The sequence below is a fragment of the Streptomyces sp. GLSS-08 genome (assembly GCF_056387915.1).
Map to the genome: position 1 here is coordinate 180,837 of NZ_JBWJAQ010000007.1, position 24,204 is coordinate 205,040.

The 24,204-nt window shown below is 73.2% G+C and carries 26 protein-coding genes; 11 read left to right on the plus strand and 15 right to left on the minus strand.

Features of this window, described 5'->3' with window-relative positions; genetic code table 11:
- Window positions 1-37: 37 nt before the first annotated feature.
- Window positions 38-583 carry a hypothetical protein gene (locus tag AC0ZLC_RS14845; protein WP_476752406.1) on the plus strand — a complete coding sequence of 182 codons (546 nt, stop codon included), beginning with the start codon at window positions 38-40 and terminating at the stop codon, window positions 581-583.
- 118 nt (window positions 584-701) lie between these two features.
- Here AC0ZLC_RS14845 and AC0ZLC_RS14850 read toward each other — a convergent pair whose 3' ends face one another.
- Window positions 702-1,463 (minus strand): hypothetical protein, encoded by a 762-nt coding sequence (locus tag AC0ZLC_RS14850; RefSeq protein ID WP_476752407.1) that lies wholly within the window; start codon window positions 1,461-1,463, stop codon window positions 702-704.
- A 188-nt stretch (window positions 1,464-1,651) separates the two neighbouring features.
- Between AC0ZLC_RS14850 and AC0ZLC_RS14855 the strand changes: the two genes are divergently transcribed.
- From AC0ZLC_RS14855 to AC0ZLC_RS14865, 3 genes are read left to right on the plus strand one after another with little or no spacing between them, the layout of a single operon-like run.
- Window positions 1,652-2,950 (plus strand): magnesium transporter MgtE N-terminal domain-containing protein, encoded by a 1,299-nt coding sequence (locus AC0ZLC_RS14855; RefSeq protein ID WP_476752408.1) that lies wholly within the window; start codon window positions 1,652-1,654, stop codon window positions 2,948-2,950.
- Window positions 2,940-3,524 carry a DUF1003 domain-containing protein gene (locus AC0ZLC_RS14860; protein ID WP_476752409.1) on the plus strand — a complete coding sequence of 195 codons (585 nt, stop codon included), beginning with the start codon at window positions 2,940-2,942 and terminating at the stop codon, window positions 3,522-3,524. Before AC0ZLC_RS14855 ends, AC0ZLC_RS14860 begins: the two co-directional genes overlap by 11 nt.
- 44 nt (window positions 3,525-3,568) lie before the next feature.
- Entirely contained in the window at window positions 3,569-4,702 is a 1,134-nt protein-coding gene (locus tag AC0ZLC_RS14865; protein WP_476752410.1) for an Mrp/NBP35 family ATP-binding protein, read from the plus strand.
- Between the two features lie 62 nt (window positions 4,703-4,764).
- On the opposite strand, the gene AC0ZLC_RS14870 is transcribed toward AC0ZLC_RS14865, so the two are convergent.
- The 5 genes from AC0ZLC_RS14870 to sigE form a co-directional block, all read right to left on the minus strand.
- On the minus strand, window positions 4,765-5,421 hold the full coding sequence (locus AC0ZLC_RS14870) for a hypothetical protein (RefSeq protein ID WP_476752411.1): 657 nt from the start codon (window positions 5,419-5,421) through the stop codon (window positions 4,765-4,767).
- A 262-nt stretch (window positions 5,422-5,683) separates the two neighbouring features.
- Complete coding sequence (locus AC0ZLC_RS14875; RefSeq protein WP_476752412.1) at window positions 5,684-6,136, minus strand: sec-independent translocase; 453 nt, start codon at window positions 6,134-6,136, stop codon at window positions 5,684-5,686.
- 194 nt (window positions 6,137-6,330) lie between these two features.
- Window positions 6,331-8,247 (minus strand): S1C family serine protease, encoded by a 1,917-nt coding sequence (locus AC0ZLC_RS14880; protein ID WP_476752586.1) that lies wholly within the window; start codon window positions 8,245-8,247, stop codon window positions 6,331-6,333.
- A gap of 482 nt (window positions 8,248-8,729) precedes the next feature.
- A complete protein-coding gene (locus tag AC0ZLC_RS14885; protein ID WP_476752413.1) occupies window positions 8,730-9,695 on the minus strand; it encodes an anti-sigma factor family protein in 966 nt (321 codons plus the stop codon).
- Window positions 9,692-10,393, minus strand: coding sequence for an RNA polymerase sigma factor SigE (sigE, locus tag AC0ZLC_RS14890; protein WP_476752414.1), 702 nt, complete (start codon window positions 10,391-10,393; stop codon window positions 9,692-9,694). The genes AC0ZLC_RS14885 and sigE overlap by 4 nt, the downstream gene beginning before the upstream one ends.
- Before the next feature lie 214 nt (window positions 10,394-10,607).
- Here sigE and AC0ZLC_RS14895 point away from each other — a divergent pair, with 214 nt between their 5' ends.
- Window positions 10,608-11,306, plus strand: coding sequence for an O-methyltransferase (locus AC0ZLC_RS14895; RefSeq protein ID WP_476752587.1), 699 nt, complete (start codon window positions 10,608-10,610; stop codon window positions 11,304-11,306).
- A gap of 140 nt (window positions 11,307-11,446) precedes the next feature.
- Here AC0ZLC_RS14895 and AC0ZLC_RS14900 read toward each other — a convergent pair whose 3' ends face one another.
- Entirely contained in the window at window positions 11,447-11,614 is a 168-nt protein-coding gene (locus tag AC0ZLC_RS14900) for a DUF3117 domain-containing protein (protein WP_003966491.1), read from the minus strand.
- A 363-nt stretch (window positions 11,615-11,977) separates the two neighbouring features.
- Here AC0ZLC_RS14900 and chcB point away from each other — a divergent pair, with 363 nt between their 5' ends.
- Entirely contained in the window at window positions 11,978-12,784 is an 807-nt protein-coding gene (chcB, locus tag AC0ZLC_RS14905; RefSeq protein WP_476752415.1) for a 2-cyclohexenylcarbonyl CoA isomerase, read from the plus strand.
- A gap of 25 nt (window positions 12,785-12,809) precedes the next feature.
- Here the strand turns inward: chcB and AC0ZLC_RS14910 are convergent, their stop codons facing one another.
- Window positions 12,810-13,388 carry a DNA-3-methyladenine glycosylase I gene (locus AC0ZLC_RS14910; protein ID WP_476752416.1) on the minus strand — a complete coding sequence of 193 codons (579 nt, stop codon included), beginning with the start codon at window positions 13,386-13,388 and terminating at the stop codon, window positions 12,810-12,812.
- Window positions 13,385-13,735, minus strand: coding sequence for a DivIVA domain-containing protein (locus tag AC0ZLC_RS14915; protein WP_358850216.1), 351 nt, complete (start codon window positions 13,733-13,735; stop codon window positions 13,385-13,387). The genes AC0ZLC_RS14910 and AC0ZLC_RS14915 overlap by 4 nt, the downstream gene beginning before the upstream one ends.
- A 148-nt stretch (window positions 13,736-13,883) precedes the next feature.
- On the opposite strand from AC0ZLC_RS14915, the gene folP reads away from it, so the two are divergent.
- Entirely contained in the window at window positions 13,884-14,744 is an 861-nt protein-coding gene (gene folP, locus AC0ZLC_RS14920; RefSeq protein WP_476752417.1) for a dihydropteroate synthase, read from the plus strand.
- 100 nt (window positions 14,745-14,844) lie between these two features.
- Here folP and AC0ZLC_RS14925 read toward each other — a convergent pair whose 3' ends face one another.
- Together AC0ZLC_RS14925 and dapE are read right to left on the minus strand one after the other, a co-directional pair.
- A complete protein-coding gene (locus AC0ZLC_RS14925) occupies window positions 14,845-15,603 on the minus strand; it encodes an LOG family protein (protein ID WP_476752418.1) in 759 nt (252 codons plus the stop codon).
- A 110-nt stretch (window positions 15,604-15,713) separates the two neighbouring features.
- Complete coding sequence (dapE, locus tag AC0ZLC_RS14930; RefSeq protein WP_476752419.1) at window positions 15,714-16,793, minus strand: succinyl-diaminopimelate desuccinylase; 1,080 nt, start codon at window positions 16,791-16,793, stop codon at window positions 15,714-15,716.
- 106 nt (window positions 16,794-16,899) lie between these two features.
- Between dapE and AC0ZLC_RS14935 the strand changes: the two genes are divergently transcribed.
- A complete protein-coding gene (locus AC0ZLC_RS14935; protein WP_476752420.1) occupies window positions 16,900-17,883 on the plus strand; it encodes a VldE C-terminal domain-containing protein in 984 nt (327 codons plus the stop codon).
- A 342-nt stretch (window positions 17,884-18,225) separates the two neighbouring features.
- Window positions 18,226-18,633: an ATP-binding protein gene (locus AC0ZLC_RS14940; protein WP_476752421.1), complete on the plus strand. Its 408-nt coding sequence runs from the start codon at window positions 18,226-18,228 to the stop codon at window positions 18,631-18,633.
- A gap of 101 nt (window positions 18,634-18,734) precedes the next feature.
- Here the strand turns inward: AC0ZLC_RS14940 and AC0ZLC_RS14945 are convergent, their stop codons facing one another.
- Together AC0ZLC_RS14945 and fdxA are read right to left on the minus strand one after the other, a co-directional pair.
- Entirely contained in the window at window positions 18,735-19,829 is a 1,095-nt protein-coding gene (locus tag AC0ZLC_RS14945; RefSeq protein ID WP_476752422.1) for a bifunctional succinyldiaminopimelate transaminase/glutamate-prephenate aminotransferase, read from the minus strand.
- A 143-nt stretch (window positions 19,830-19,972) separates the two neighbouring features.
- Complete coding sequence (gene fdxA / locus AC0ZLC_RS14950; protein WP_003973842.1) at window positions 19,973-20,293, minus strand: ferredoxin; 321 nt, start codon at window positions 20,291-20,293, stop codon at window positions 19,973-19,975.
- A gap of 140 nt (window positions 20,294-20,433) precedes the next feature.
- Between fdxA and AC0ZLC_RS14955 the strand changes: the two genes are divergently transcribed.
- Both AC0ZLC_RS14955 and AC0ZLC_RS14960 read left to right on the plus strand, forming a co-directional pair.
- Window positions 20,434-21,474 carry a GNAT family N-acetyltransferase gene (locus AC0ZLC_RS14955; protein WP_476752423.1) on the plus strand — a complete coding sequence of 347 codons (1,041 nt, stop codon included), beginning with the start codon at window positions 20,434-20,436 and terminating at the stop codon, window positions 21,472-21,474.
- Window positions 21,475-21,491: 17 nt separating this feature from the next.
- Window positions 21,492-22,343, plus strand: coding sequence for a transglutaminase family protein (locus AC0ZLC_RS14960; RefSeq protein WP_476752424.1), 852 nt, complete (start codon window positions 21,492-21,494; stop codon window positions 22,341-22,343).
- A 26-nt stretch (window positions 22,344-22,369) separates the two neighbouring features.
- On the opposite strand, the gene AC0ZLC_RS14965 is transcribed toward AC0ZLC_RS14960, so the two are convergent.
- Together AC0ZLC_RS14965 and AC0ZLC_RS14970 are read right to left on the minus strand one after the other, a co-directional pair.
- A complete protein-coding gene (locus AC0ZLC_RS14965; protein ID WP_476752425.1) occupies window positions 22,370-22,984 on the minus strand; it encodes a response regulator in 615 nt (204 codons plus the stop codon).
- A 25-nt stretch (window positions 22,985-23,009) separates the two neighbouring features.
- A complete protein-coding gene (locus AC0ZLC_RS14970) occupies window positions 23,010-24,176 on the minus strand; it encodes a sensor histidine kinase (RefSeq protein ID WP_476752426.1) in 1,167 nt (388 codons plus the stop codon).
- Window positions 24,177-24,204: the final 28 nt, after the last annotated feature.

The following is a 24,204-nucleotide window of genomic DNA, read 5'->3' on the forward strand; positions in this document are numbered from 1 at the left end:
GGTCGTCGGCGCCGTGCCGCTGGATAGTCTTGGCCCCATGACCAAGAAGCTGCTCGACCAGGCCCTCGTCGAGGAGGCCACCAAGAAGTCCGGGCTGATCTGGGTGACGGGCGGCCGCCCGCAGGCGCCGGACGTCCCGGAGGACCACGCGGCGCCCTCGCGTCCGCTGTGGCACGTCTGGCACGACGGTGCGGTGTGCCTGGTCGGCGACGGCCCCGGTGAGCAGCCGCTGCCGGGGCTGGCCGACGGCGGCGACGCGGTGGTCACCGTACGCAGCAAGGACAAGGGCGGGCGGCTGGTGTCCTGGACCGCGCAGGTCGTGGAGCTGGCGCCGCGGTCCCCACAGTGGGAGGCGGCCGTCGCCGAGCTCAAGGGCAAGCGGCTGAACGCGCCCGACGGCGAGGCCATGCCGGAGCGCTGGGCGGCCGAGTGCCGGGTGCTGCGCCTGGAGCCGCGGGGCGCCACGGCCGCGCTCCCGACCGGTTCCCTGGCCGCCGTGCCCCTCCCTACCCCGGCGACGACCCGCAGGGCGGCTCCGGCCGGCCTCCCCCGCCTCCTGTTCAAGAAGCGCAAGCGCTCGTAGACCGGCGGGAGCGGCGTGACTGCGGGACCGCGGGAGCGACGGGAGCGACGGGAGCTCGGGAGCTCGGGAGCTCGGGAGCGACAAGCCCGCGGGAGCGCGGGCCCGGCGACTGCGGCGGTTACGAGGCCGGCAGCTGCTGCCCGTAGTCGACCGTCTCCTTCTTCGACGGCTCCTCCAGGGCGAAGTCCTCGCCCCAGTCGGTGAGGCGCAGGGTGCCGGCGTCTCCGGCGCGCACCAGCAGCAGGGGGTACGGCTTCCCCTCCAGGGACACGTCGAGGCTGCCGCCCGCGCCCTCCTCGGCGGTGATCCGGACGGTGCGCGTGCCGTTCACCTCGTGGTGGCCGTCCTTCTCCAGAGCCCCGTGCAGCGTGAGCAGACCGTCCAGGAGGACGTCCTTGTCGGTGAAGCCGCTGAAGCGCTTGTACGCCGGGTCGCCGGTCGGGACCTTCACGTACATGCCCTCCAGCTTGTCCGCGGCCGCCGCGTCCGAGCCGGCGTCGTCACCCGCGCCGTCCTGATGGCTCCAGAACTCCGCGTCGGCCTTCAGGAAGAGGTGCTCCCCCACCCGCAGCAGCCGGAACGTCGCCCCCTTCGAGGTGACCGAGCCCGTGCCGCCGTCGCCCTTGAGGCGCATGTCGAGCCGGTATGTGCGCCCGTTGGTCACCACGGATCCCGAGAGCCGTACCGCCTTCGCCGCGTCCGCGGTCGTGCGCGCCCTGCTCCGGATCTTTTCGGCGGACAGCTTGCCCACCCCGTTCGTGCCCGCGTCCGGGTCCTCGCTGCTGCACCCCGTCAGCCCCGTCCCCGTCACGACCAGCGCGCACACCGCGCTCACCAGGACGGCGCTGCGGGTACGGCCCAGGGGAGGAATTGCAGTCACGGATGGGCTGCCTCTCGTGCGGGGGGTCCTCAACGGCGTACGGCAGCGTACCGGGGCCGGGTGGTGCCTTCGGAGGCAGTCCATCCGCACCCCCCACCAGCGCGTATCCGACCGGGACGGGCTAGCCTGAAGCCCATCCGAGCGGACATCGCGGCATATGGCGTTCAGTACGAGAAGGAGGCGCGGGCATGGCGGCAGGCGCCCCGAGGATCTTCGTCTCCCACCTCTCCGGCACCGCCGTCTTCGACCCCAACGGTGACCAGGTGGGACGGGTGCGCGACCTGGTCGCCATACTGCGGGTCGGCCGGCGCCCGCCCCGGCTGCTCGGCCTGGTCGTCGAGCTGTCCACGCGCCGCCGCATCTTCCTGCCGATGACCCGGGTCACCGGCATCGAGTCGGGCCAGGTCATCACCACCGGCGTGCTCAACGTGCGCCGCTTCGAGCAACGGCCCACGGAGCGGCTCGTGTTCGGGGAGCTGCTCGACCGGCGGGTGCGGCTCGTCGACGGCGGCGAGGAGGTCACCGTCCTCGACGTGTCGGTCCAGCAGCTGCCCGCGCGCCGGGACTGGGAGATCGACCGGGTCTTCGTGCGGAAGGGCAAGAGCGGGACGTTCCGGCGCGCCAAGGGCGAGACGCTGACCGTCGAGTGGTCCGCCGTCACCGGGTTCTCGCTGGAGGAGCACGGGCAGGGCGCCGAGAGCCTCCTCGCCACCTTCGAGCAGCTGCGCCCGGCCGACCTCGCGAACGTGCTGCACCACCTGTCGCCGAAGCGGCGCGCCGAGGTGGCCGCGGCGCTGGACGACGACCGGCTCGCCGACGTGCTGGAGGAGCTCCCGGAGGACGACCAGATCGAGATCCTCGGCAAGCTCAAGGAGGAGCGCGCGGCCGACGTCCTGGAGGCGATGGACCCGGACGACGCGGCCGACCTGCTGGGCGAGCTGCCCGAGGCGGACAAGGAGCGGCTGCTCGCGCTGATGCGGCCGGACGAGGCCGCGGACGTGCGGCGGCTGATGGCGTACGAGGACCGCACCGCGGGCGGTCTGATGACCACCGAGCCGATCGTGCTGCGCCCGGACGCGACCGTCGCCGACGCGCTCGCCCGGGTCCGCAACGCCGATCTCTCCCCGGCGCTCGCCGCCCAGGTGTACGTGTGCCGGCCGCCGGACGAGACGCCGACCGGGAAGTACCTCGGCACGGTGCACTTCCAGCGCCTGCTGCGCGATCCCCCGTACACCCTGGTCGGCGCGCTCGTCGACGACGACCTGCAACCGCTGGCGCCCGGCGCGGAGCTGCCGGTGGTGGTCGGTTTCTTCGCGACGTACGACATGGTCGCGGCGCCCGTCGTCGACGAGAGCGGCTCGCTGCTCGGCGCGGTGACCGTGGACGACGTACTGGACCACATGCTGCCCGACGACTGGCGCGAGACGGAGTTCCACCTCGACGACACCCCGGCCGCCGAGGGCACGGGAGCCGCACATGGCTCCTGACCGCGATCCCCGCGAGCGGACGCCCGCCGGGGCGGCCGCCACGCCCCGGCCGCGCACCCGGCTCGACCAGCCGCTGCCGCGGCGCCGCAGGCTGCTGCCCGAATGGGACCCGGAGGCGTTCGGGCGGTTCTCCGAGCGGATCGCCCGGTTCCTCGGCACCGGGCGGTTCCTGGTCTGGATGACCGCGGTCGTGGCCGTGTGGGTGGTGTGGAACATCGCCGCGCCCCGGGACCTGCGCTTCGACCAGTACCCGTTCATCTTCCTGACGCTGATCCTCTCGCTCCAGGCGTCCTACGCGGCCCCGCTGATCCTGCTCGCGCAGAACCGCCAGGACGACCGCGACCGGGTCAATCTCGAACAGGACCGCAAGCAGAACGAGCGGTCGATCGCGGACACCGAGTACCTGACCCGCGAGATCGCCGCGCTGCGCGTCGGCCTCGGCGAGGTGGCCACCCGCGACTGGATCCGCTCCGAGCTCCAGGACCTGGTCAAGGAGCTGGAGGAGCGGCACGGGGACGGGCGGGTCGTATTCCCGGCGGAGCACGCGCGGGGACGTGACGTAGACGACCGGTGACGGGGCTTTCCGGGCCCCCCGTCCGGCGCCGTACCATCGTGCCTATGGCTACGGAAGACGCGGTGCGTGAAGCACTGGCGACGGTGAACGACCCCGAGATCCAGCGACCCATCACCGAACTGGGGATGGTCAAGTCCGTGGAGATCGGTGCGGATGGCGCGGTCGCGGTCGCGGTGTACCTGACCGTCTCCGGCTGCCCGATGCGCGAGACCATCACGAACAACGTGACCACGGCGGTCTCGGCGGTCGAGGGCGTCACCCGCGTCGACGTCACGCTGGACGTCATGAGCGACGAGCAGCGCCGTGAGCTGGCGGGGGCGCTGCGCGGCGGGCAGGCGGAGCGCGAGGTCCCCTTCGCCAGGCCGGGCTCGCTGACGCGCGTGTACGCGGTCGCCTCCGGCAAGGGCGGCGTAGGCAAGTCCTCGGTGACGGTGAACCTGGCGGCGGCGATGGCGGCCGACGGTCTGAAGGTCGGTGTCGTCGACGCCGACATCTACGGCCACTCGGTGCCCCGCATGCTCGGCGTCGACGGCCGTCCCACCCAGGTCGAGAACATGATCATGCCGCCGTCCGCGCACGGCGTGAAGGTCATCTCGATCGGCATGTTCACCCCGGGCAACGCGCCCGTGGTCTGGCGCGGCCCCATGCTCCACCGTGCCCTCCAGCAGTTCCTCGCGGACGTGTACTGGGGCGACCTGGACGTCCTTCTGCTGGACCTGCCCCCGGGCACCGGCGACATCGCGATCTCGGTCGCGCAGCTCGTCCCGAACGCGGAGATCCTCGTCGTCACGACCCCCCAGCAGGCCGCGGCCGAGGTGGCCGAGCGGGCCGGCTCCATCGCCGTCCAGACCCACCAGAAGATCGTCGGCGTCGTCGAGAACATGTCCGGGCTGCCCTGTCCGCACTGCGGCGAGATGGTCGACGTCTTCGGCACGGGCGGCGGTCAGACCGTCGCCGACGGCCTCACCCGCACGACGGGCGCGACGGTGCCGGTCCTCGGCTCCATCCCGATCGACGTCCGCCTGCGCGAGGGCGGCGACAACGGCAAGCCGGTGGTGCTCTCGGACCCCGAGTCCGCGGCGGGTTCCGCCCTGCGGGCCATCGCGGGCAAGCTGGGCGGCCGCCAGCGCGGCCTGTCGGGCATGTCGCTGGGCATCACACCGCGCAACAAGTTCTGACCTCGCTACGCCGAAGGGGGCGCCGTCCGATGACGGCGCCCCCTTCGGCGTAGCGGCGACTCCTAGGCGTACGCCGCGATGTCCTTGATCATCGAGAAGCCGAGCCCGTACGCGCTCATCCCGCGCCCGTACGCGCCCACGTGCACGCCCTCCTGGGTGGAGCCGGCGAGGACCCAGCCGAACTCCGACTCCCGGTAGTGGAAGGGCGTGGGGACGCCGTCCACGGGGAGCGACAGCGTGGACCAGTCGGCGCCGGTCAGGTCGTCGGCGAGGACCCACGCGGTCTCGGTCTGCTGGTCCAGCCAGTCGTCCCGCAGCGAATGGTCCATCTGACCCGGCCAGGTGCACGAGAGCAGCCCCACCCCGGCGAGCCAGGCCGCGGAGGAGACCGAGGTGGCCTCCAGCATTCCCGTGCCGTCGGCACTACGCCGTACGGGGCTGGCCGCGACCGTGACCACCACCGCGAACCGTTCCTTGTCCTCGGCGGACTCGCTGCGCAGCGTGGGCTCGTCGCCGTGCCCGATCGAACCGTGCTCGACGGCACCGTCCGCCGAGGTGCCGACCTGCATCAGCCAGCGCGGCCCCGTGAAGGCCTCGTCGAGGCCGTACCACGGGAAGGGCGCCAGCAGGTAGCCGTCGACCGTACGCCGGGCGGAGGGGACCTGCTGTCCGCCCTCCGCGGCCGGCGCCTGCGCGCCTACCCGACTTGTCGTCTCCATCTCCCGGACGCCTCCTCGCTCTTGTTGGACCCGAGCGGCCCGCCCCCCGCGGGCGTCCTCGCTCACACCTGGTCCACACGACAACTGGGCAGCATAGCCACACCGTTGCGAGGGGCCCGGTAGCCGTCCGGCGCGCGGGGCGCGTGCGCGGCCGTCAGGGCCGTGAACGAGGGCGTACGTGTATGACTCATATCACGTACGCGGAGGGGGTGCGGCCCGGGCGCGCGACCGGGGGACCCCGCCACGGGAGGCCGCTCGCGGCTCAGGTGGCGTCCGCGTCGAAGGGCGGCCGCTCGTCCGTCTCGAGCTGCTCGCGCTTCTTCGTCATGTCGACGGAGCCGCCGGCGGTGCCGTTCGCCGAGGCCCCGGACGAGTCGGAGGCGGCGTCGGCGTCCCGGTTGTGGACCGCGTCCGTCACCTCGGCCATCTCCTTCTTCAGGTCGAAGCCGTTGCGGATCTCCTTGAGCCCCAGCTCGTCGTTGTCCAGCTGCTTGCGCAGGAACGTCTTGGGGTTGAGGTCCTCGAACTCGAAGTCCTTGAACTCGGGGCCGAGCTCCTGGCGGATGTCCTGCTTCGCGCTCTCGCTGAACTCGCGGATCTTGCGGATGGTGCGCGTGACGTCCTGGATCATCTTCGGGAGCTTTTCCGGACCGAAGACGAGCACGGCGAGGACAACGAGCGTCACCAGCTCGAGCGCTCCTATGTCATTGAACACCTGATGCTCCTTGCGATGTCCTCGGCCCCCGGCGGGTCTTCCGTGGTCCGGGCCGGATCCACGGTACCCGGCGATCCCTCACGTCCGGTACTGTCCCGGGCCTTCCGGCTTCGTGTACACGACCGGTTTCCCGCGATGTCCCCCGCCGGCCGCGGAACGGGGGCGGGGCCGAGGGGCCCCGGCCGCGGCTCCCGTCAGTCGCCGTCGGCGGAACCGAGCACCAGCGTGAGCCGCTTCTCGGTGCCGTCGCGGTCCAGGGTCAGCTCCAGCCGGTCGCCGGGGCGGTGGGCACGGATCCTGACGATGAGTTCCTCGCCGGAGTGGACGGGCCGGCCGTCGACCTCGGTGATGACGTCGCCCGCCTCGATGCCGGCCCGGTCGCCGGGGCCGCCGGAGGTGACCGGGGCGCCGCCGTCCTCGGCCCCGGTGCCGACGCGGGCGCCGTCGCCGCCGTAGTCCATGTCGAGGGTGACGCCGATGACCGGGTGCGTCGCCCTGCCCGTGTTGATCAGTTCCTCGGCGACGCGCTTGCCCTGGTTGACGGGGATGGCGAAGCCGAGCCCGATGGAACCGGACTGGCCGCTTTCCACGCCGGAGCCGCTGTCGGCGGAGCGGATGGCGCTGTTGATGCCGACGACCCGGCCCTGCGAGTCGAGCAGCGGGCCACCCGAGTTGCCGGGGTTGATGGGCGCGTCGGTCTGCAGGGCGTCGACGTACGAGACGTCGCTGCCGTCGCCCTTCTCGCCGCCCGCGGTGATGGGCCGCTCCTTGGCGCTGATGATGCCGGAGGTGACGGTGTTGGGGAGGTCGAAGGGCGCGCCGATGGCGACGACGGCGTCGCCGACCTGCACGTTGTCGGAGTTGCCCAGCGGCAGGGGCTTGAGGCCGCTGACCGAGCCGACCTTGACGACGGCCAGGTCGTATCCGCTGTCCCGTCCGACCACCTTGGCGGTGGCGGTCTCGCCCCCGCTGAAGGTGACGGTTATGTCGCCGCCGGTGCCGGCGGGTTCGACCACGTGGTTGTTGGTGAGGATGTGACCCGAGCCGTCGAGCACGAACCCGGTACCGGTGCCCTGGGCCTTCGAGCCGCGCACGTGCAGGGTGACGACGCCGGGCAGCGCGCCGGCCGCGATCCCGGCGACCGTGCCCGGGGCCCGGTCGTTCGGCTCCCTGCCGGCCTGGGGCAGCTCCACGTCCGCCATGCCGCCGTTGCGCTCCAGGTAGGCCCCGACGAGGCCGCCGACGCCGCCGGACAGCAGCGCGACGAGGAGGGCCCCGCCGACGATGGCCCGTCTCGCCCGCCGGCGGCGCTGCGCCTTGGACGCGACGGCCGCCCCGTTCTGCTGGAGCGGCCCCGCGGCCCACGGGTCGTAGTTCCGCCAGGGCGCGGACACCGCCGCGGCCTGGCCGGAGGACGGGGCACTCTCCACCCCCGGCACGACCGCAGACTGAGCCCCGGGGCCGGGGGTCAGGGGCGAACCGTGGGCGGGGGCGGCGCCGGGCGGGGGTGCGGCGTGGGCCGGGGCGGCCGGGACGGCTGTCTGCGCAACGGTGGGGAGGTGGGTCCCCCGGCTCGGGGTGGCGCCCGGGTGCTGGACGGGCGGCGCGGGCGCCCAGGGGCCGGGCTCGCCGTACGGCGGGGTGCTGTAGGGATCGGGGGCGTGCAGGGGGCGGGGACGCCCGGAGGGAGCGGCCACGGGAGGAGTGACGGCCTCAGCGAGCGCGCCTACGGGAGGCGTGACGGCCTCGGAGGGCGGACTGGCGGGGGCGGTGTCCGGCGTCGTGAGCGGCGGGGACCCGTCCGTTCCGGGCGCAGGGGCGGGGACCGCGACCGGCGTGAGCGCCGGGGAGGTGGCGTCCGTTCCGGGCGCAGGGGCGGGGACCGCGGCCGACGTGAGCGCCGAGGACCCGTCCGTTCCGGGCGCAGGAACCGCGTCCGGCGAAAGCCCCGGGGACCCATACGTTCCGGGCGCGGGGGCGGGGACCGCGTCCGACGTGAGCGCCGGGGAGGTGGCGTCCGTTCCGGGCGCAGGGACCGCGTCCGGCGTGAGCGCAGGCGCGGTGACCGCGTGCGGTGCTCGCGGGCCGGCCGCATCGCCGGGGTCCGGCATCTCCGGCTCCGGGGCGTCCGGTGGGTCCAGCTCGTAGTCACCTTCGTCGGCCCCACCGGGCGCAGCCGTCGGCTCGGGGCGGTTCAGCTCGAAGTCACCGTCTACGGCGCCGGTCCCCGGGGGCAGCGGGCGTTCCAGCTCGAAGTCCCCGTCGGCGGTGCCCGGGGTCTCCGGACCCGCTCCCCGGGGCTCGGACGGCCCCGTCCCGACGGCCTCCGGAGGAGTCGGCACCGCCGGGCCCGTGGCCGGGTCGGTCCCCGGGTCGTTGGGCCGGGGTCGGCTCCACCACTTCGTCTTCGCGGGCTTCCCCTGGTCCATGCTCTCCCCACACCTGGCCCGCGGCACGACGGCACCGGCGGTCACGCAGACTGTCGACTCCGCGCCCGGAGTCCTCCTGCGGGCGCGGCCCACCCCGGATTCAACCAGGTTCACGGGGCGGCGCGCAGGATCGGCCGGGGCCGGTCCCGCGACGGGACCCAGGCCTAGCGGGAGGAGGGAGAGGGGGACGGGGTGTTCGGTGGCACGGTCAGCAGGCCCGGCTTCACGACGTCCCACGACGCCGACCAGGTGGCCGGCTCGGTGAGCTGGACCGCGGTGAGCGGACGTATGAGCGGGGACATCGCGGCGGCACCGGCCACGATGGGTGTGGTCGGTGTGCCCATGGCCTCCTGCCCCGACGGCGGGGTGGGGACTCCGGGCAGCAGGGGCGCGGACAGGGAGGTCGGTATGGCCGGGCCGTCGCCGGGCGCGCGCTGGCCCTGGGCGAGCAGCGGGGCGCTGGACCGCCGGCGCTGGGAGTCGGGAGCCGTCGTCCCGCCGGTGCCCTGGGTGCGCAGCGGTGTCACGTTGCTCCCCGAGCCGGAACCGCCGCGCGCTTGCGGGGTGTCACCGGGCACGCCCGTGGACACCCCGCCGAGCGCGACCGCGGCCAGCGACACCGCGCCCGCGGCGGCGAAGGCGAGGCGCAGCCCGCGCGAGGACGACCGCTCGGCCTCCTGGCGCGTGACGTCATGGATACGGAAGCCGCGGCCCGGGGAGGGGGGCAGCACGTCGGCGTGCGGTCCTGTCGGCACGTAGCCGAAGGACTCGCCCCTCGTTCCGAAGAGCCCGGCGACGCCCGAGTGCGTCCCGGAGCCGGAAAGTCTTCCGCCGAATCCGCTTTTGCCCAGCGGCGAGCCGTCGCCGTCGGAGTCACCTCCTCCGGGGAGCCCCTGGAGCCGGGCCAGGAAACTCTCGGAAGGGGGCGGCGGAGCGACTTCCGCGAACACGTTCTTCAGGCGGCGCTGCGCGTCCGCCTCTGCCTTGCACTTCGCACAGGTGGCGAGGTGGGCGAGGACACGCTCGCGCGCGTCATGACCTAGCTCGCCGTCCACCAGGGCGGAGAGCCGGTCTCCGAGGTGCTGGTCTGCCACGCGCCGTTCGGCGGGGTCGGGCCGGGATCCACTCACGCGGTCGCGCCCCCTCCTCCCAGCGCGGGAACTCCCGTGACTGCGAAGCCGCGGCGCTCGGCGCGGGCTTCCGGAGAGCGGTGTGCGAGGGCCTTGCGCAGCTGGGAGCGGCCACGGTGGATACGGCTGCGGACCGTGCCGAGCTTGACGCCGAGGGTCGCGGCGATCTCCTCGTACGAGAGGCCCTCGATGTCGCAGAGGACGACCGCCGCACGGAATTCGGGCGCGAGGGTGTCCAGCGCCTGCTGGACGTCGGCGTCGAAGTGCGCGTCGTTGAAGAGCTGCTGCGGGGAGGGCTCGCGGCTGGGGAGGCGCTCGGCCGCGTCGTCGCCGAGGGAGTCGAAGCGGATGCGCTGCTTGCGGCGCACCATGTCCAGGAAGAGATTCGTGGTGATGCGGTGCAGCCAGCCCTCGAAGGTGCCGGGCGTATAGGTCGACAGCGAGCGGAAGACGCGGACGAAGACCTCCTGGGTGAGGTCCTCGGCGTCGTGCTGATTGCCGGTCAGGCGGTAGGCGAGCCGGTAGACCCGGCCGCTGTGCGTGCTGACGATCTCCTCCCAGGTGGGAGGAGTCCACGCCTGCGAGTCCGCGTCGGTGGCGAAAGTCGCGGTCTGTGCGGAGTCAGCGGTGTGGGATCGGTCAGCGGTGTCAATCACGGCTCTCGGCTCACCCGCCGACCTGAGAAAGCGCCGCAGCACTCCTCCCCGATCCTCAGGCGCAGCCGCACCTCCCCTGTCGGCTCTGGCGGTGTCCAGTGGAGCCCCTACCATAGCCACCTCGCCCGTTAGCTCCGGATAAGCGGTTTTACGAGAATTTGATGTGCGCTTCTGCGGCTGCGTCAGCACTTGCTCGGTGTCCTGCTTCATCAGCGTCCCCCCACTGCCTTCCCCACTCATCTGAACGCCTGGTCCCATCGGCGGGTTCCCGACGGCAACGGATACAGTCACGGCCAGGCAACTACGGGGACAGGAGAGGGTCATTACCGGCAACCGGCAGACGAGCTGGGCGTTCGCCGACGCCTTTGTCGCCGAGGAGGAGGCGCTGCGCTGGGCCCGGGAGCGGGCCCGGGAAGCAGGGCTGCGCTCGGTGTCGCCCGGCACGGGTGCCGCGCTGCGGCTGCTCGCCGCCACCGTGGACGCGAAGGCCGTCGCGGAGATCGGAACCGGAACCGGTGTCTCCGGAATTCATCTCCTGCACGGCATGCGTCCGGACGGGGTACTGACCACCGTGGATCCCGAGCCGGAGCGCCAGCAGTTCGCCCGCCAGGCCTTCCGCTCTGCCGGTTTCGCCAGCAACCGGGCCCGTTTCATTCCGGGCCGCGCCCTGGAGGTCCTGCCGCGGCTCGCGGACGCCGGGTACGACCTGGTCTTCTGCGACGGCGACCGTCTGGAGTGTCTGGACTATCTCGCTGAATCGTTGCGCCTGCTGCGTCCCGGCGGGCTCGTGGTCTTCGAGGGCGTCTTCGCGGACGGCCGCACGGTGGACTCGGGACCGCAGCCCGCGGAGGTCGGCCGGCTGCGGGAACTGCTGCGCGCGGTGCGCGAGAGCCAGGAGCTGGTGCCCTCGCTGCTCCCGGTGGGCGACGGGCTGCTCTGCGCCGTCAAGCGCTGACCCGGGACCCGGCCCAGGGCGCTGACCAGGGAGTACCCCGGGGCCACGGGCCGGAAGGACGCCGCCTTGCCCCCGGAAAACAGTGTCCCGGCACCGCGTACGATGCCGGGACAGCTGTAAAAGTAGGGTCGCGTTCCGCGTCAGCCGACGACCTTCTTGAGGGCGTCGCCGAGCGCGTCGGCCTCGTCGGGAGTCAGCTCGACAACGAGCCGACCGCCGCCTTCGAGCGGAACGCGCATGACGATGCCCCGCCCCTCCTTGGTCACCTCGAGCGGGCCATCGCCCGTCCGCGGCTTCATGGCCGCCATGCTCGTTCCCCTTCCTGAAACCAGCTCATCGTCGCCGACGGCCCCTTAGGAGGGCACGCACGTCCCCTCATAGGACACACGTCACCGGCATCGAACACATTGCTTCCAGGCCATTATCCCGCATCTCAGGACCCGATGACCAACATCAGTCGGCATCGCTTGCGCAACGCGCTTGAGCAAAACCACTCAATTCGGCGATGTGACTGCGATACTGCGCCGCCGCATGGACTTTCCCGCGCCGGAATCCTTTGACGCAGGTCACATGTCCGGCTCGCGCCACCGTCGGCGATCTCCGCCATGCTGTCCTCGGAAGCAGCGCGTACCGACCGGTACGACGAGCCGTGACACCGGAGGGGACCCACCATGGCCGACACCGTGCTCTACGAGGTGAGCGACGGGCTCGCGACGATCACGCTGAACCGCCCCGAGGCGATGAACGCGATGAACGTCGCCGCCAAGGTCGCCCTCCGGGACGCCGCCCAGGCGGCCGCCGCGGACGACTCCGTACGGGCCGTGCTGCTGACCGCCTCGGGCGACCGGGCGTTCTGCGTGGGCCAGGACCTCAAGGAGCACGTCGGCGGGCTGCTCACGGCGCGCGAGTCGGGCTCCGGCGAGGGCGTCATGAGCACGGTGCGGGAGCACTACAACCCGATCGTGCGGGCGCTGACCGGTGCGGCGAAGCCGGTGGTGGCGGCCGTGAACGGCGTCGCGGCCGGAGCGGGCTTCGGCTTCGCGCTCGCCGCGGACTACCGGATCGTCGCGGACACGGCCGCCTTCAACACCTCCTTCGCCGGGGTCGCGCTGACCGCCGACTCGGGCATCTCGTGGACCCTGCCGCGGGTCGTCGGACCGAGCCGCGCCGCCGACCTGCTGCTCTTCCCGCGCAGCATCTCGGCACAGGAGGCGTACGAGCTGGGCATCGCCAACCGGATCGTGCCGTCGGCCGAGCTGGCCGCCGAGGCGGTCAAGGTGGCCAGGGCGCTCGCCGAGGGCCCGACGCTCGCGTACGCCGCACTCAAGGAGTCCCTCGCCCACGCCCTCTCGCACTCCCTGGACGAGTCCCTGGAGAAGGAGGACGAACTCCAGTCCCGGGCGGGCGCGTCCGAGGACCACCTGATCGCCGTGCGGGCGTTCATCGGCAAGGAGAAGCCGAAGTACCTGGGGCGCTGACCGGCGCGGGCGGGCTCGGGGCGGGTCAGCGGCCCCGGGCCGCGCAGTCCGCCAGGTGGTCATCGACCAGGCCGCACGCCTGCATCAGCGCGTACGCCGTCGTCGGGCCCACGAAGCGGATGCCGCGCTTCTTCAGCGCCTTGGACAGCGCGGTCGACTCGGCGGTGACGGCGGGCACGTCGGCGAGCGTGGCCGGGACCGGGCGGGAGGCCGGGTCGGGGGCGAAGGACCAGATCAGCTCGTCCAGCTCGCCCGGCGCCCAGCCGGCCAGTACGCGCGCGTTGGCGAGCGTCGCCTCGATCTTGGCGCGGTTGCGGATGATGCCCGGGTCGGCGAGCAGGCGCTCCGCGTCGGCCTCGGTGAAGGCCGCCACCTCGGCGATCTCGAAACCGGCGAAGGCGGCCCGGAAGCCGGGGCGGCGGCGCAGGATCGTGATCCAGGACAGGCCCGACTGGAAGGCCTCCAGGCACAGCCGCTCGTACAGCGCGTCGTCGCCGTGGACCGGACGGCCCCACTCCGCGTCGTGGTACGCCACGTAGTCCTCGGTCGACAGCGCCCAGGGGCAGCGCGGTGTCCCGTCGGTGCCGGGGAGGGCGCCGCTCACCGGTCTTCCTCACCGGCGGGCTTGCGCAGCGACGGAGCGGCGGACGCGCGGGCGCCGGCGAGGGCGGCCTCCAGGTCCGCGATCCGGGCGTCCCGCTCGGCGATCTCGGCGCCGAGGCGGCCGAGCGCGTCGTCGACGTCCGCCATGCGGTAGCCACGGACGGCGACGGGGAAGCGCAGCAGGTCCACGTCGGCGCGGTTCACCGGCCGGTGCGCCGGCAGGGGGTCCTCCAGCCGCTCGGGCGCGACGTCGGTCAGCGGGCCGCTCTCGCCGCCGCCCACCACGGACAGAGTGACCGCGGCGACCACGACGGCGAGCGCGACGACCAGGAACAAGAACATGAACATCGCTGAGGTCCCCACGCTCTGGTGCCGGCACGGGGCGCGCCGACGTGGAATGTATCGGAAGTGTCAGGGTCCGATCGTGCCATGCGACGCTGACAGTTAGGGTCGCAGGCGGCCGAACAGCGGGAAGCACTAGGAGAGGTCACAGGGGATGCTCAGGCTGGGCAGGCGTGAATTCGACGCGCACGAGCCGGTGATCATGGCGATCGTGAACCGGACCCCGGACTCCTTCTACGACCAGGGGGCGACGTTCCTCGACGAGCCGGCGCTCGCCCGCGTCGAGCAGGCGGTGGCCGAGGGCGCCGCCGTCGTCGACATCGGCGGGGTCAAGGCGGGCCCGGGCGAGGAGGTCACGGCCGAGGAGGAGGCACGCCGTACGGTCGGTTTCGTCGCCGAGGTGCGGCGCCGGTTCCCCGACGTGGTCATCAGCGTCGACACCTGGCGGCACGAGGTCGGGGAGGCGGTCTGCGAGGCGGGCGCGGATCTGCTGAACGACGCGTGGGGCGGGGTCGATCCGCGGCTGGCCGAGGTCGCCGCCCGGTTCGGGGCGGGCCTGGTGTGCACGCACGCGGGCGGGGCCGAGCCGCGGACGCGTCCGCACCGGACCACGTACGACGACGTCATGGACGACATCCTGCGGGTGACCCTCGGGCTGGCCGAACGGGCGGTGTCGCTGGGAGTGCCGCGGGAGTCGGTGCTGATCGATCCCGGGCACGACTTCGGGAAGAACACCCGGCACAGCCTCGAGGCGACCCGGCGGCTGGGCGAGATGGTGGACACGGGGTGGCCGGTCCTCGTCTCCCTGTCCAACAAGGACTTCGTGGGGGAGACGCTCGACCGGCCGGTCAAGGAGCGGGTGGTGGGGACGCTGGCCACGACAGCGGTGTCCGCCTGGCTGGGGGCGCAGGTGTACCGGGTCCACGAGGTCGAGGAGACGCGGCAGGTGCTCGACATGGTCGCGTCCATCGCCGGACACCGGCCGCCCGCGGTGGCGCGCCGGGGACTGATGTAGCCCCGGCGCTCCGGCACCCGGGGCCCGCCCCTGCCCCGTCGCGCCGCCCCCGTCGCGCGGACGCGCTCGTCCCCGGCCGCCGGTCGGGCCGGAAGTCCCGCTACCTGCCCGCCTCCTTCGACACCAACGCCACCGCCTCCTGCACGTCGTCCGTCAGGTGGAAGAGGAGCAGGTCCTTCTCGGAGGCCTTGCCCTGGGCGATCAGGGTGTTCTTGAGCCAGTCGACGAGACCGCCCCAGTACTCCGTGCCGAACAGGACGATGGGGAAGCTCGTGACCTTCTGGGTCTGGACGAGGGTGAGCGCCTCGAAGAGTTCGTCCAGGGTGCCGAGGCCGCCGGGCAGCACCACGAACCCCTGGGCGTACTTGACGAACATCATCTTCCGGACGAAGAAGTAACGGAAGTTGAGGCCGATGTCGACGTACTGGTTGAGCCCCTGCTCGAAAGGCAGTTCGATGCCGAGGCCGACGGAGACGCCCTTGGCCTCGCAGGCGCCCTTGTTGGCGGCCTCCATGGCGCCCGGGCCGCCGCCGGTGATGACGGCGAAGCCGGCCTCGACCAGGCCGCGGCCGAGCTCGACACCGGATGCGTACTCCGGGGAGTCGACGGGGGTGCGGGCCGAGCCGAACACACTGATCGCAGCCGGGAGTTCGGCCAGCGTGCCGAAGCCCTCGATGAACTCGGACTGGATGCGCAGCACCCGCCAGGGGTCGGTGTGCACCCAGTCCGAGGGCGCGCGTCCGTCCAGCAGACGCTGGTCCGTGGTGCTCGCCTGCACCTGGTCCCGCCTGCGCAGCACCGGTCCCAGCCGCTGCTCCTCCGGTGGCCGCTTCTTGCCCTCGGGATTGCCGGTAGCCATGTCCGCTCCCTCCGCTTGCGGTAGTTCCACCCCAGCGTAGATCCACGCGGGTTACGAAGGGGGGACCTGAGCATGTCCGCCATGAACCGCCACGGCGCGGAACCGGGCTGTCAGGACGTCAGCCAGGCGCGCAGGCGCTCCTCGGCCTCGGGAATCAGGGAGGCCCGGACCCGCTCGTCCACCTTGTGGGCCAGGAGCGGTTCGCCGGGGCCGTAGTTCACGGCGGGCACGCCGAGCGAGCTGAAGCGGGCGACGTCCGTCCAGCCGAACTTGGGGCGGGCCTCGCCGCCGACGGCCGTGAGGAAGGCGGCGGCGGCCGGGTGGGTCAGACCGGGGCGGGCGCCGCCGGTGTGGTCGTCGACGACGAACTCGTCCACGCCGCAGCCGGCGAAGTAGTCCCGGACGAACGCCTCCGCCTCCGCCTCCGTGCGGTCGGGCGCGTAGCGGAAGTTGACGACGAGGGTGCAGGCGTCGGGGATGACGTTCGTGGCGACGCCGCCCTCGATGCGGACGGCGTTGAGCCCCTCGTGGAACCGCAGGCCGTCCACGAGGGGCTTGCGGGGCTCGTACGCGGCGAGCCTGGCCAGGGCCGGGGCGGCCGCGTGGATCGCGTTGGAGCCCATCCACGCGCGCGCGGAGTGCGCCCGCTCCCCCGTGAACCTGAGGAGCATCCGCAGGGTGCCCTGGCAGCCGCCCTCCACCTGGCCGTCCGTCGGCTCCAGGAGGATCGCGAAGTCGCCCGCCAGCCAGTCGGGGTGGGCCTCGGCGACGTGCTTGAGGCCGTTCAGGTGCGCGGCGACCTCCTCGTTGTCGTAGAAGACGAAGGTGAGGTCGCGGTTGGGCTCGGGGACGGTGGCGGCGATGCGCAGCTGCACGGCCACGCCCGACTTCATGTCACAGGTGCCGCAGCCCCACAGGACGCCGTCCTCGTCGAGCCGGGACGGCACGTTGCCCGCGATCGGCACGGTGTCGATGTGGCCGGCGAGCACGACGCGCTCCGGGCGGCCCAGGTTCGTACGGGCCACCACGTTGTTGCCGTGCCGGTCGACCGTCAGGTGCGGCAGGGCGCGCAGCGCGGCCTCGACGGCGTCCGCGAGCGGCTTCTCGCTGCCGCTCTCCGAGGGGAAGTCGACGAGCCGCGCGGTGAGGGCGGCGGCGTCCAGCGTGAGGTCAAGCGGGGTGTCGGCCATGCCGCCGAGCCTAACGCGACGCCCCCGACCCCTTCGTCCAAGGCCCCTGACCCCTTCGTCCACAGCCCCGCACCCCGGTCACAGGCGCCTTTAGTACCTTGGGGGCGTGCCAGAGCCGTCCCCCACCTCCTCCCGGCGCGGCCGCCTCCTCCGTCTCGGGGCGGCCGTCGCGGTGCTGCTCGCGGTCGCGGGCTATCTCGCCGTGCAGTACGTGACGGGCGGCACGGGCGCGCCCCGCTGCGAGGTGGTCTCGGGCAAGGGCGACGGCGCCTCGTACGAGTTCACCCCGGAGCAGGCGGTGAACGCGGCGACGATCACCGCGGTCGGCACCACGCGCGGCATGCCCGAGCGGGCGGTCACCATCGCCCTCGCGACGGCCCTCCAGGAGTCGGGGCTGCGCAACATCCGCCACGGCGACCGTGACTCGCTCGGCCTGTTCCAGCAGCGGCCCTCGCAGGGCTGGGGCACGCGGAAGCAGGTCATGGACCCGGCGTACGCGGCGGGTGAGTTCTACACGCATCTGGCCAAGGTGCCGGGCTATTCGCGGCTGCCGCTCACGGTCGCGGCGCAGCGTGTGCAGCGCAGCGGCTATCCCCAGGCGTACGCGAAGCACGAGCCGGACGCCACGCTGCTTGCGGCGGCCCTGACCGGCCGTGCGGCGGCCACGCTGACCTGTGAGGGGCGGCCGGGCGCCACCCGTACCGGCGGTCCGGAGGCCGTACGGGCTTCGCTCGTGCGGGACTTCGGGCGCGAGGTGCTCCAGGTGGCCGGTGCCGAGGTCGATGCCGGATCCGGAGGGCAGGCGCCGCCCTCCGCGGCGCCCTCCCCGTCCTCGCCGGGCGGGGGCTCCGCCGTCACCGTGCCCGTGCCGGAGGGGACGACCGCCGAGGGCAGCCGCCGTCAGCGCGGCTGGGAGCTGGCCCACTGGGCCGTGGCCAACTCGTCCGCGCTGCACATCGCGCACGTCTCCTACGCGGGACGCGAGTGGTCGGCGGGGCGTTCCGAGAGCGAGTGGACCGCGACCGGGGTCGCGGGGCCAGGGAAGTCCGCGACGTCCACGGCCGAGGTCCGGATCGTCACCGGTCAGTAGTGCGGGCCCTCACTCTTCGGGGGTACTCCCCCTGCCCCGGATGCGGTCACTGCCCGGATTTCCGCGCGGTCACGCCCGCCTCCGTCAAATCCCTTGGGAACAAAGGGCCGTAAGCATTCGGCAGACTTTCGGACCGGGTGGCCTTTGCCCGCTTTCATCCGCAGCCGATAATGCGACGCATTGCCAACTCTTTACGTCGGGTCACCGCAACCTTCGCGGACTTCGAGCGGTAGTCACTGCGTCCGCGCCCCGGGACGATCACAGCCGTCCGGTCGACAGCCAGTCGGTCAGATGCCGGGCGATGCCGGACACACCAGTGTTTTCTCCCGTCTAAGGAGCATCATGTCCCTCCCCCTGACCCGCCGGATCGCCCGTGTCGCGCTGCTCGTCGCAGCGGGGGCGGCGCCCGTGGTCGGTGCGGCCGGCTCCGCCGGCGCGGCGGCCGAACTGCCGGCCACCCCGAACCTGGGTGGGCTGACCGCGCTGGACGGCGCGCACGCGGGCAACACCGTGAACAGTACGGCCCAGAAGGCCACCGGCCTGGCCGGCGACGCCGGCAGCAAGGCGGTCAGGAAGGCCCTGCCCGCGGCGGGCAGGACCGGCGGCAAGGTCGCCAGGACGGCCCCCGTCACCGTCCAGAAGACCGCGGGCGGGCTGCTCGGCGAAACCGCGAAGGCGACCGGCAGCGGCCTGCCGACCGGCTCCGTCGCCAAGGGGGGCCTCCCGACGCAGGGCCTGCCGCTCGGCTGACACGCGGGACAGCACGGTCACGGGGCCCGGGGAACTCCCCGGGCCCCGTCGCCGTGTCCGGCCGGCCGGACGTCGCCCAGGCCCGGCCTCGTGCCCGGCGGCTACGCCAGGCGGGCCACCGCCGCCGCGATGCGCTCGTCGGAAGCCGTCAGGGCCACGCGTACGAACCTCTCGCCCGCGTGGCCGTAGAAGTCGCCGGGCGCCACGAGGATGCCGAGGCCGGCGAGGTGGGAGACGGTGTCCCAGCAGGACTCGTCCCGCGTGGCCCACAGGTACAGGCTCGCCTCGCTGTGCTCGATGCGGAAGCCGTGGCCGAGGAGGGCGGCGCGCAGGGCCGTGCGCCGGGCCGCGTACCGCTCGCGCTGCTCGCGGACGTGGGTGTCGTCGCCGAGGGCGGCCACCACCGCGGCCTGGGTCGGCGCGGACGTCATCATCCCGCCGTGCTTGCGGATCTGGAGCAGCGGACCGAGGACGGCCGGGTCGCCGGCGAGGAACGCCGCACGGTAGCCCGCCAGGTTCGACCGCTTCGAGAGCGAGTGGACCGACACGATCCCCTCGTACGAGCCGCCGCACACGTCCGGATGCAGCACCGAGACCGGGTCGGCCTCCCAGCCCAGTTCCAGGTAGCACTCGTCGGAGAACACCAGGATGCCGTGCTCCCGGGCCCACGCGACGATCCGGGCGAGCTCGTCCTTCGCGAGGACGCGGCCGGTGGGGTTCGACGGGGAGTTCAGCCACAGGAGCTTGAGATCCGTGGGGTCGAGCTCGGTCGGGTCGTCGTAGGCGACGTGCTCCGCGCGGGCCAGGCGGGCGCCGACCTCGTACGTCGGGTAGGCGAGGCGCGGGTGGGCGATCCTGTCCCCGGGACCGAGGCCCAGCTGGGTCGGCAGCCAGGCCACCAGCTCCTTGGAGCCGACGATCGGGAGCACGTGGTGGTGCGTGATCTCCCGGGCGCCGAGGCGCCGCCCGACCCAGCCCGTGATCGCGTCCCGCAGCTCCGGCGTGCCCCACACCGTGGGATATCCGGGCGAGTCGGCCGCGGCGACCAGAGCCTTCTGGACCAGCTCGGGCACCGGGTCGACCGGGGTACCGACGGACAGGTCGACGATGCCGCCCGGGTGAGCGGCGGCGGTCGCCTTGAAGGGCTCCAGCTTGTCCCAGGGGAACGCGGGAAGCCGGTCGGAGACTGCGGACACGGGGTCGGGCTCACTTTCTCGCAGGTACGGCCCGCGGCTGCGGGCCGTACTCACGGCGGGTACGGACGGCTCACGCGCCAAACACCTCGGTCCCGCACGGCAGCGAGGCCGTACGGGACCGGGGCGGCGCGGATCCGGGCCGCTTACTGGTTCTGCGGCGGAAGCGCTGCGACGAAGGGGTGGTCGCGCTCGATCAGTCCCAGCTTGCTGGCACCACCGGGCGAGCCGAGCTCGTCGAAGAACTCTACGTTCGCCTTGTAGTAGTCCTTCCACTCCTCGGGAGTGTCGTCCTCGTAGAAGATCGCCTCGACCGGGCAGACCGGCTCACAGGCACCACAGTCGACGCATTCGTCCGGGTGGATGTACAAGGACCGCTGGCCCTCGTAGATGCAGTCGACCGGGCACTCCTCGATGCACGCCTTGTCCTTGACGTCGACACAAGGCTGCGCGATGACGTAGGTCACGCTGTCGTTCCTCCTCGATAGGGCGCTGGCGGGCCTCCTCAGGCTCCGCCGCCTGGCGCGCGGGAGCGCGGCGTCGTCGATGCCCGCCCCTAGTATCTCCGTTCTTGGGCACGATCCGAACAGGAGGGGTGAACTGACCTGTGGAAATCTCCGCGGCCGGCCGTCTTGAGGTCCGCATCACCGCTGCTGACGTGGGCAAACGTGTCTCCGTACGCCGCTTGAACGAGGACGGAGACACAGCAGAGAAGTTCACCGACACGGTCGGTGTTCTCACATCATGGGACGACGGTGTGGTGCTGATCACACGACGCACCGGGGAGAGCGTCCGCATTCCGGAATCCTCGCTGGTCGCGGGCAAGGTGGTGCCCGCCGCACCGGCGCGGCGGCGGGGCCCCGCGGCCTCGTACGGGGAGCTGGCGCGGATCGCCGCGCGGGCCTGGCAGCCGGTCGAGAGCGAGCGGCTCGGCGACTGGGAGCTGCGGGCGGCCGCCGGATTCACCCGGCGGGCCAACTCCGTGCTGCCGCTCGGCGATCCGGACGGACCACTGGACGAGGCGCTCGCGGCGGTACGTGACTGGTACGCCGTCCGCGGGCTGCCCGCGTACGTCCAGACGGCGACCGGGGCCGAGGGCACGCAGGAGCTGCTCTGCGCGGAGCTGGAGGCGCGGGGCTGGACGCGTGAGGTGACGGCCGAGCTGTGGACCGGCCCGCTCGCGCCGCTCGGCGACCGGGAGGCTCCCGAGGTGACGCTGTCGCGGCATGCGGACGAGGCGTGGCTCGGCCGGTACCAGCGCAAGGGCCTGAGCGAGGTGGCGCTGCGGGTGCTGGGCAGTGGTCCTTCCGTGTGGTTCGCGACGGTGCCCGGTGCGCACGGCGGCCCGCCGGCCGCGATCGGGCGGTGCGTGGTGGACGGGCGGTGGGCCGGTTTCGCGGCCGTCGAGGTCGACCCCGCGTACCGGCGGCAGGGCCTCGGGACGGCCGTGATGGCCGCGCTGGCCCGGCGGGCGCTGGACGAGGGCGCCTCTGCGGCCTGGCTCCAGGTCGAGGCGGACAACACGGGGGCGCGGGCGCTGTACGCGGGGATGGGCTTCGGTGCGCATCACGCGTACCACCACTACCGCGCGCCCCAGGCGGCGCGGGAACCGCAGCCGCCGCACGACGGCCCCCGCCGGGCGGCGTGAGAGGACACGAGGCTGCCATGCGTCCCCCTCACCCCCCGGAACCGGAGCGTGCCGCCGAGGTGCGGCGGCGGTTCGCCGACGAGGCGCGGTCCGAGCGGCCCGATCTGGCGATGCTGTGCCTGCTGGTGGGCGCCGCCGCCGACGGGACGCTGGACGAGGCCGGTATGGACGCGGCGCAGATCGAACTGGACCGGCTGGCCGGACAGCTCCCGTTCCGGCCGGGCGGTCCGCGGTCCTGGGCCACCGCGCTCGCCGGACTCCTCGGCGACCGGTGCCGGTTCCACGGCACGCCGGGCGACTACCAGCGGCTGGAGTCGTCGTTGCTGCACGAGGTGCTACGGCGACGGCGCGGGCTGCCCATCCTGCTGTCCGTGGTGTGGATGGAGGTGGCACGGCGGGCGGGGGCCCCGGTGTACGGGGTCGCGCTGCCCGGGCACTTCGTGGTGGGCTTCGGCCCGCCCCAGGACCAGGTGCTGGCCGACCCCTTCGACGGCGGCCGGGTACTGTCGGGCCCGGACGCCGAGCTGTTCGTCACGGGTGCCACCGGCGCGCCGCTCGACCCGTCGATGCTCGCGCCCGCCGACCCGCTCGACGTCGTCCTGCGCGTCCTCAACAACATCCGCGCCTGGGCGGCCGCCCGCCCCGAGCGTTCCGACGTCGCCCTGTGGGCCGTCGAGCTGTCCCTGCTGCTGCCCTCGCACCCGGCCGCGCTGCGCCACGAACGCGCCCAACTGCTGGTACAGCGCGGCGAGTTCTTGGCGGGCGCCGCCGAACTGGACGCGTACGCGGACGTGGTGGCCGCCGTCGACGAACCGGCGGCCGACCGGATACGCCAACAGGCGCGGGCCGCACGGGCGATGCTGAACTGACACCGGGAGGGAGCGGGCACCGGCGGCTACAGCCAGCCCTTCTCCCGTGCTGTCCTGACCGCCTCCGCGCGGTTGCGGACCGCCAGTTTCTGGATCGCCGTGGAGAGGTAGTTGCGGACCGTGCCCTGGGACAGGTGCAGGGCCGCGGCGAGTTCGGCGTTGGTGGAGCCGTCGGCCGCCGCGCGCAGCACCTCGCGCTCGCGTCCGGTCAGCGGATTGGCGCCCCCGGCGAGCGCGGCGGCCGCCAGGACGGGGTCGATGACGCGCTCCCCGGCGAGCACCTTCCGTATCGCCTGGGCCAGTTGGGCCGCCGGGGCGTCCTTCACCAGGAAGGCGTCGGCGCCGGCCTCCATCGCGCTGCGCAGATAGCCGGGCCGTCCGAAGGTGGTGAGGACGACCAGCTTGAGGGCCGGGAACTCCCGGTGGAGTCGGGCCGCCGCCTCGATGCCGGTCATGCCCGGCATCTCGATGTCGAGGAGAGCCACGTCCACGTCGTGCGCGCGGACCCCGGCCAGCACCTCGTCCCCGCGCGCGACCTGGGCGACGACCTCGATGTCGGGTTCGAGGCCGAGCAGGGCGGCCAGCGCCTCGCGGACCATCGACTGGTCCTCGGCGAGCAGGACCTTGATCGTACGGCTCATGCCCCGGATCCTACGGCGTCGTCCGTCAGCCCCCGCGGCCTGCGGCCGGCTCCGGTACGGCCGCCGACGGCACCCGGGCGACCAGCCGGAACCCGTGCCGGGACCGGCCTGCGTCCAGCGTGCCGCCCGCCTTCTCCAGCCGCTCCGCCAGCCCGGACAGGCCGTTCCCCGGGCCCTTGCCCGAGCCGCCCGAGCCGTCGTCCTCGACGGACAGTTCGAGGACCGGTCCGTCCAGGGTCTCGCGGCGGATCAGCTCCACCGTGCAGCGCCGGGCCCCGCTGTGCCGAACGACATTGGTGACCGCCTCGCGCAGCGCCCAGGCCAGCGCCGACTCGCTGTCCTCGGCGAGCTCGCCGGGGCCGGGCCCGGCGGGCAGGTCGGCGACGACGTCCGCGGCGGTCAACGCGACCCGTGCACCGGCCAGTTCACCCGACAGCCGGGGCCGCCGGTAGCCGCTGACCGCCTCCCGTACGTCGACGAGTGCCTGGCGGCTGACGTTCTCGATGTCGGCGACCTGCTGGGCCGCCTTCTCGGGCTGGCCGGGCAGCATCCGGCCGGCCAGCTCGCTCTTCAGCGTGATGAGGGAGAGGGAGTGGCCGAGGAGGTCGTGCAGGTCGCGGGCGAGCCGCAGCCGTTCCTCGTTCGCGGCGAGCTGGGCGACGGTGGCGCGGGCCTCGCGCAAGGCGATGGTGGTGCGCACGAGTTCGCGCACACCCGTCATGGCGAACCCGCCGAGGAACGCCGGGACGAGGAGACCCCCCAGGTACTCCCTGCCGTCGGGGACGGTGAGCGCGAGCGCCGCCATCAGCGCGGACACGGCCGGGATGCTCCAGCGCGCGGTCCGCAGCGGCAGCGCGGCGCCGGACGCGATCGACACGTACACGAACAGGACGAGCCACTGCCGGCCCAGGGTGAGGGAGAGGACGGCGGACTGGGCCGCGAGCACGGCCAGTGAGCCGAGGACCAGGCCACGGGCCTCGCCGCGCCCGGTGCGCAGGACCAGGGCCCAGTACCAGGCCACGAAGACCACAAGACCGAGCCAGCCGAGCACGGTGACGCCGGTGCTGTGCCCGCCGTGCAGCAGGTCGGTCACGGGCGCGCTCAGATAGACGAGCCAGATGCCGGTCCACAGGGACCTGACCAGCTTCTGCCTGCGGTTGTCCGGGCGCTGCCCGGTGCCGACGCCGCTCATGCCCTCGAGGTGTCCTTCGTCATGGCAG

Excerpts from the sequence above, each read along its gene's own strand:
- dapE (WP_476752419.1), bottom strand. The coding sequence starts at position 16,793 with ATGGCCGACACCCCGCTTGACCTCACGCTGGACGCCGCCGCCCTCACC.
- AC0ZLC_RS14915 (WP_358850216.1), bottom strand. The coding sequence starts at position 13,735 with ATGTTCATGTTCTTGTTCCTGGTCGTCGCGCTCGCCGTCGTGGTCGCC.
- AC0ZLC_RS14865 (WP_476752410.1), top strand. The coding sequence starts at position 3,569 with ATGGCTACGGAAGACGCGGTGCGTGAAGCACTGGCGACGGTGAACGAC.
- AC0ZLC_RS14860 (WP_476752409.1), top strand. The coding sequence starts at position 2,940 with ATGGCTCCTGACCGCGATCCCCGCGAGCGGACGCCCGCCGGGGCGGCC.
- AC0ZLC_RS14960 (WP_476752424.1), top strand. The coding sequence starts at position 21,492 with ATGCGTCCCCCTCACCCCCCGGAACCGGAGCGTGCCGCCGAGGTGCGG.
- folP (WP_476752417.1), top strand. The coding sequence starts at position 13,884 with ATGCTCAGGCTGGGCAGGCGTGAATTCGACGCGCACGAGCCGGTGATC.
- AC0ZLC_RS14855 (WP_476752408.1), top strand. The coding sequence starts at position 1,652 with ATGGCGGCAGGCGCCCCGAGGATCTTCGTCTCCCACCTCTCCGGCACC.
- AC0ZLC_RS14925 (WP_476752418.1), bottom strand. The coding sequence starts at position 15,603 with ATGGCTACCGGCAATCCCGAGGGCAAGAAGCGGCCACCGGAGGAGCAG.
- AC0ZLC_RS14900 (WP_003966491.1), bottom strand. The coding sequence starts at position 11,614 with ATGGCGGCCATGAAGCCGCGGACGGGCGATGGCCCGCTCGAGGTGACC.
- AC0ZLC_RS14970 (WP_476752426.1), bottom strand. The coding sequence starts at position 24,176 with ATGAGCGGCGTCGGCACCGGGCAGCGCCCGGACAACCGCAGGCAGAAG.
- AC0ZLC_RS14940 (WP_476752421.1), top strand. The coding sequence starts at position 18,226 with ATGTCCCTCCCCCTGACCCGCCGGATCGCCCGTGTCGCGCTGCTCGTC.
- AC0ZLC_RS14870 (WP_476752411.1), bottom strand. The coding sequence starts at position 5,421 with ATGGAGACGACAAGTCGGGTAGGCGCGCAGGCGCCGGCCGCGGAGGGC.
- AC0ZLC_RS14845 (WP_476752406.1), top strand. The coding sequence starts at position 38 with ATGACCAAGAAGCTGCTCGACCAGGCCCTCGTCGAGGAGGCCACCAAG.
- AC0ZLC_RS14965 (WP_476752425.1), bottom strand. The coding sequence starts at position 22,984 with ATGAGCCGTACGATCAAGGTCCTGCTCGCCGAGGACCAGTCGATGGTC.
- chcB (WP_476752415.1), top strand. The coding sequence starts at position 11,978 with ATGGCCGACACCGTGCTCTACGAGGTGAGCGACGGGCTCGCGACGATC.
- AC0ZLC_RS14880 (WP_476752586.1), bottom strand. The coding sequence starts at position 8,247 with ATGCCGGACCCCGGCGATGCGGCCGGCCCGCGAGCACCGCACGCGGTC.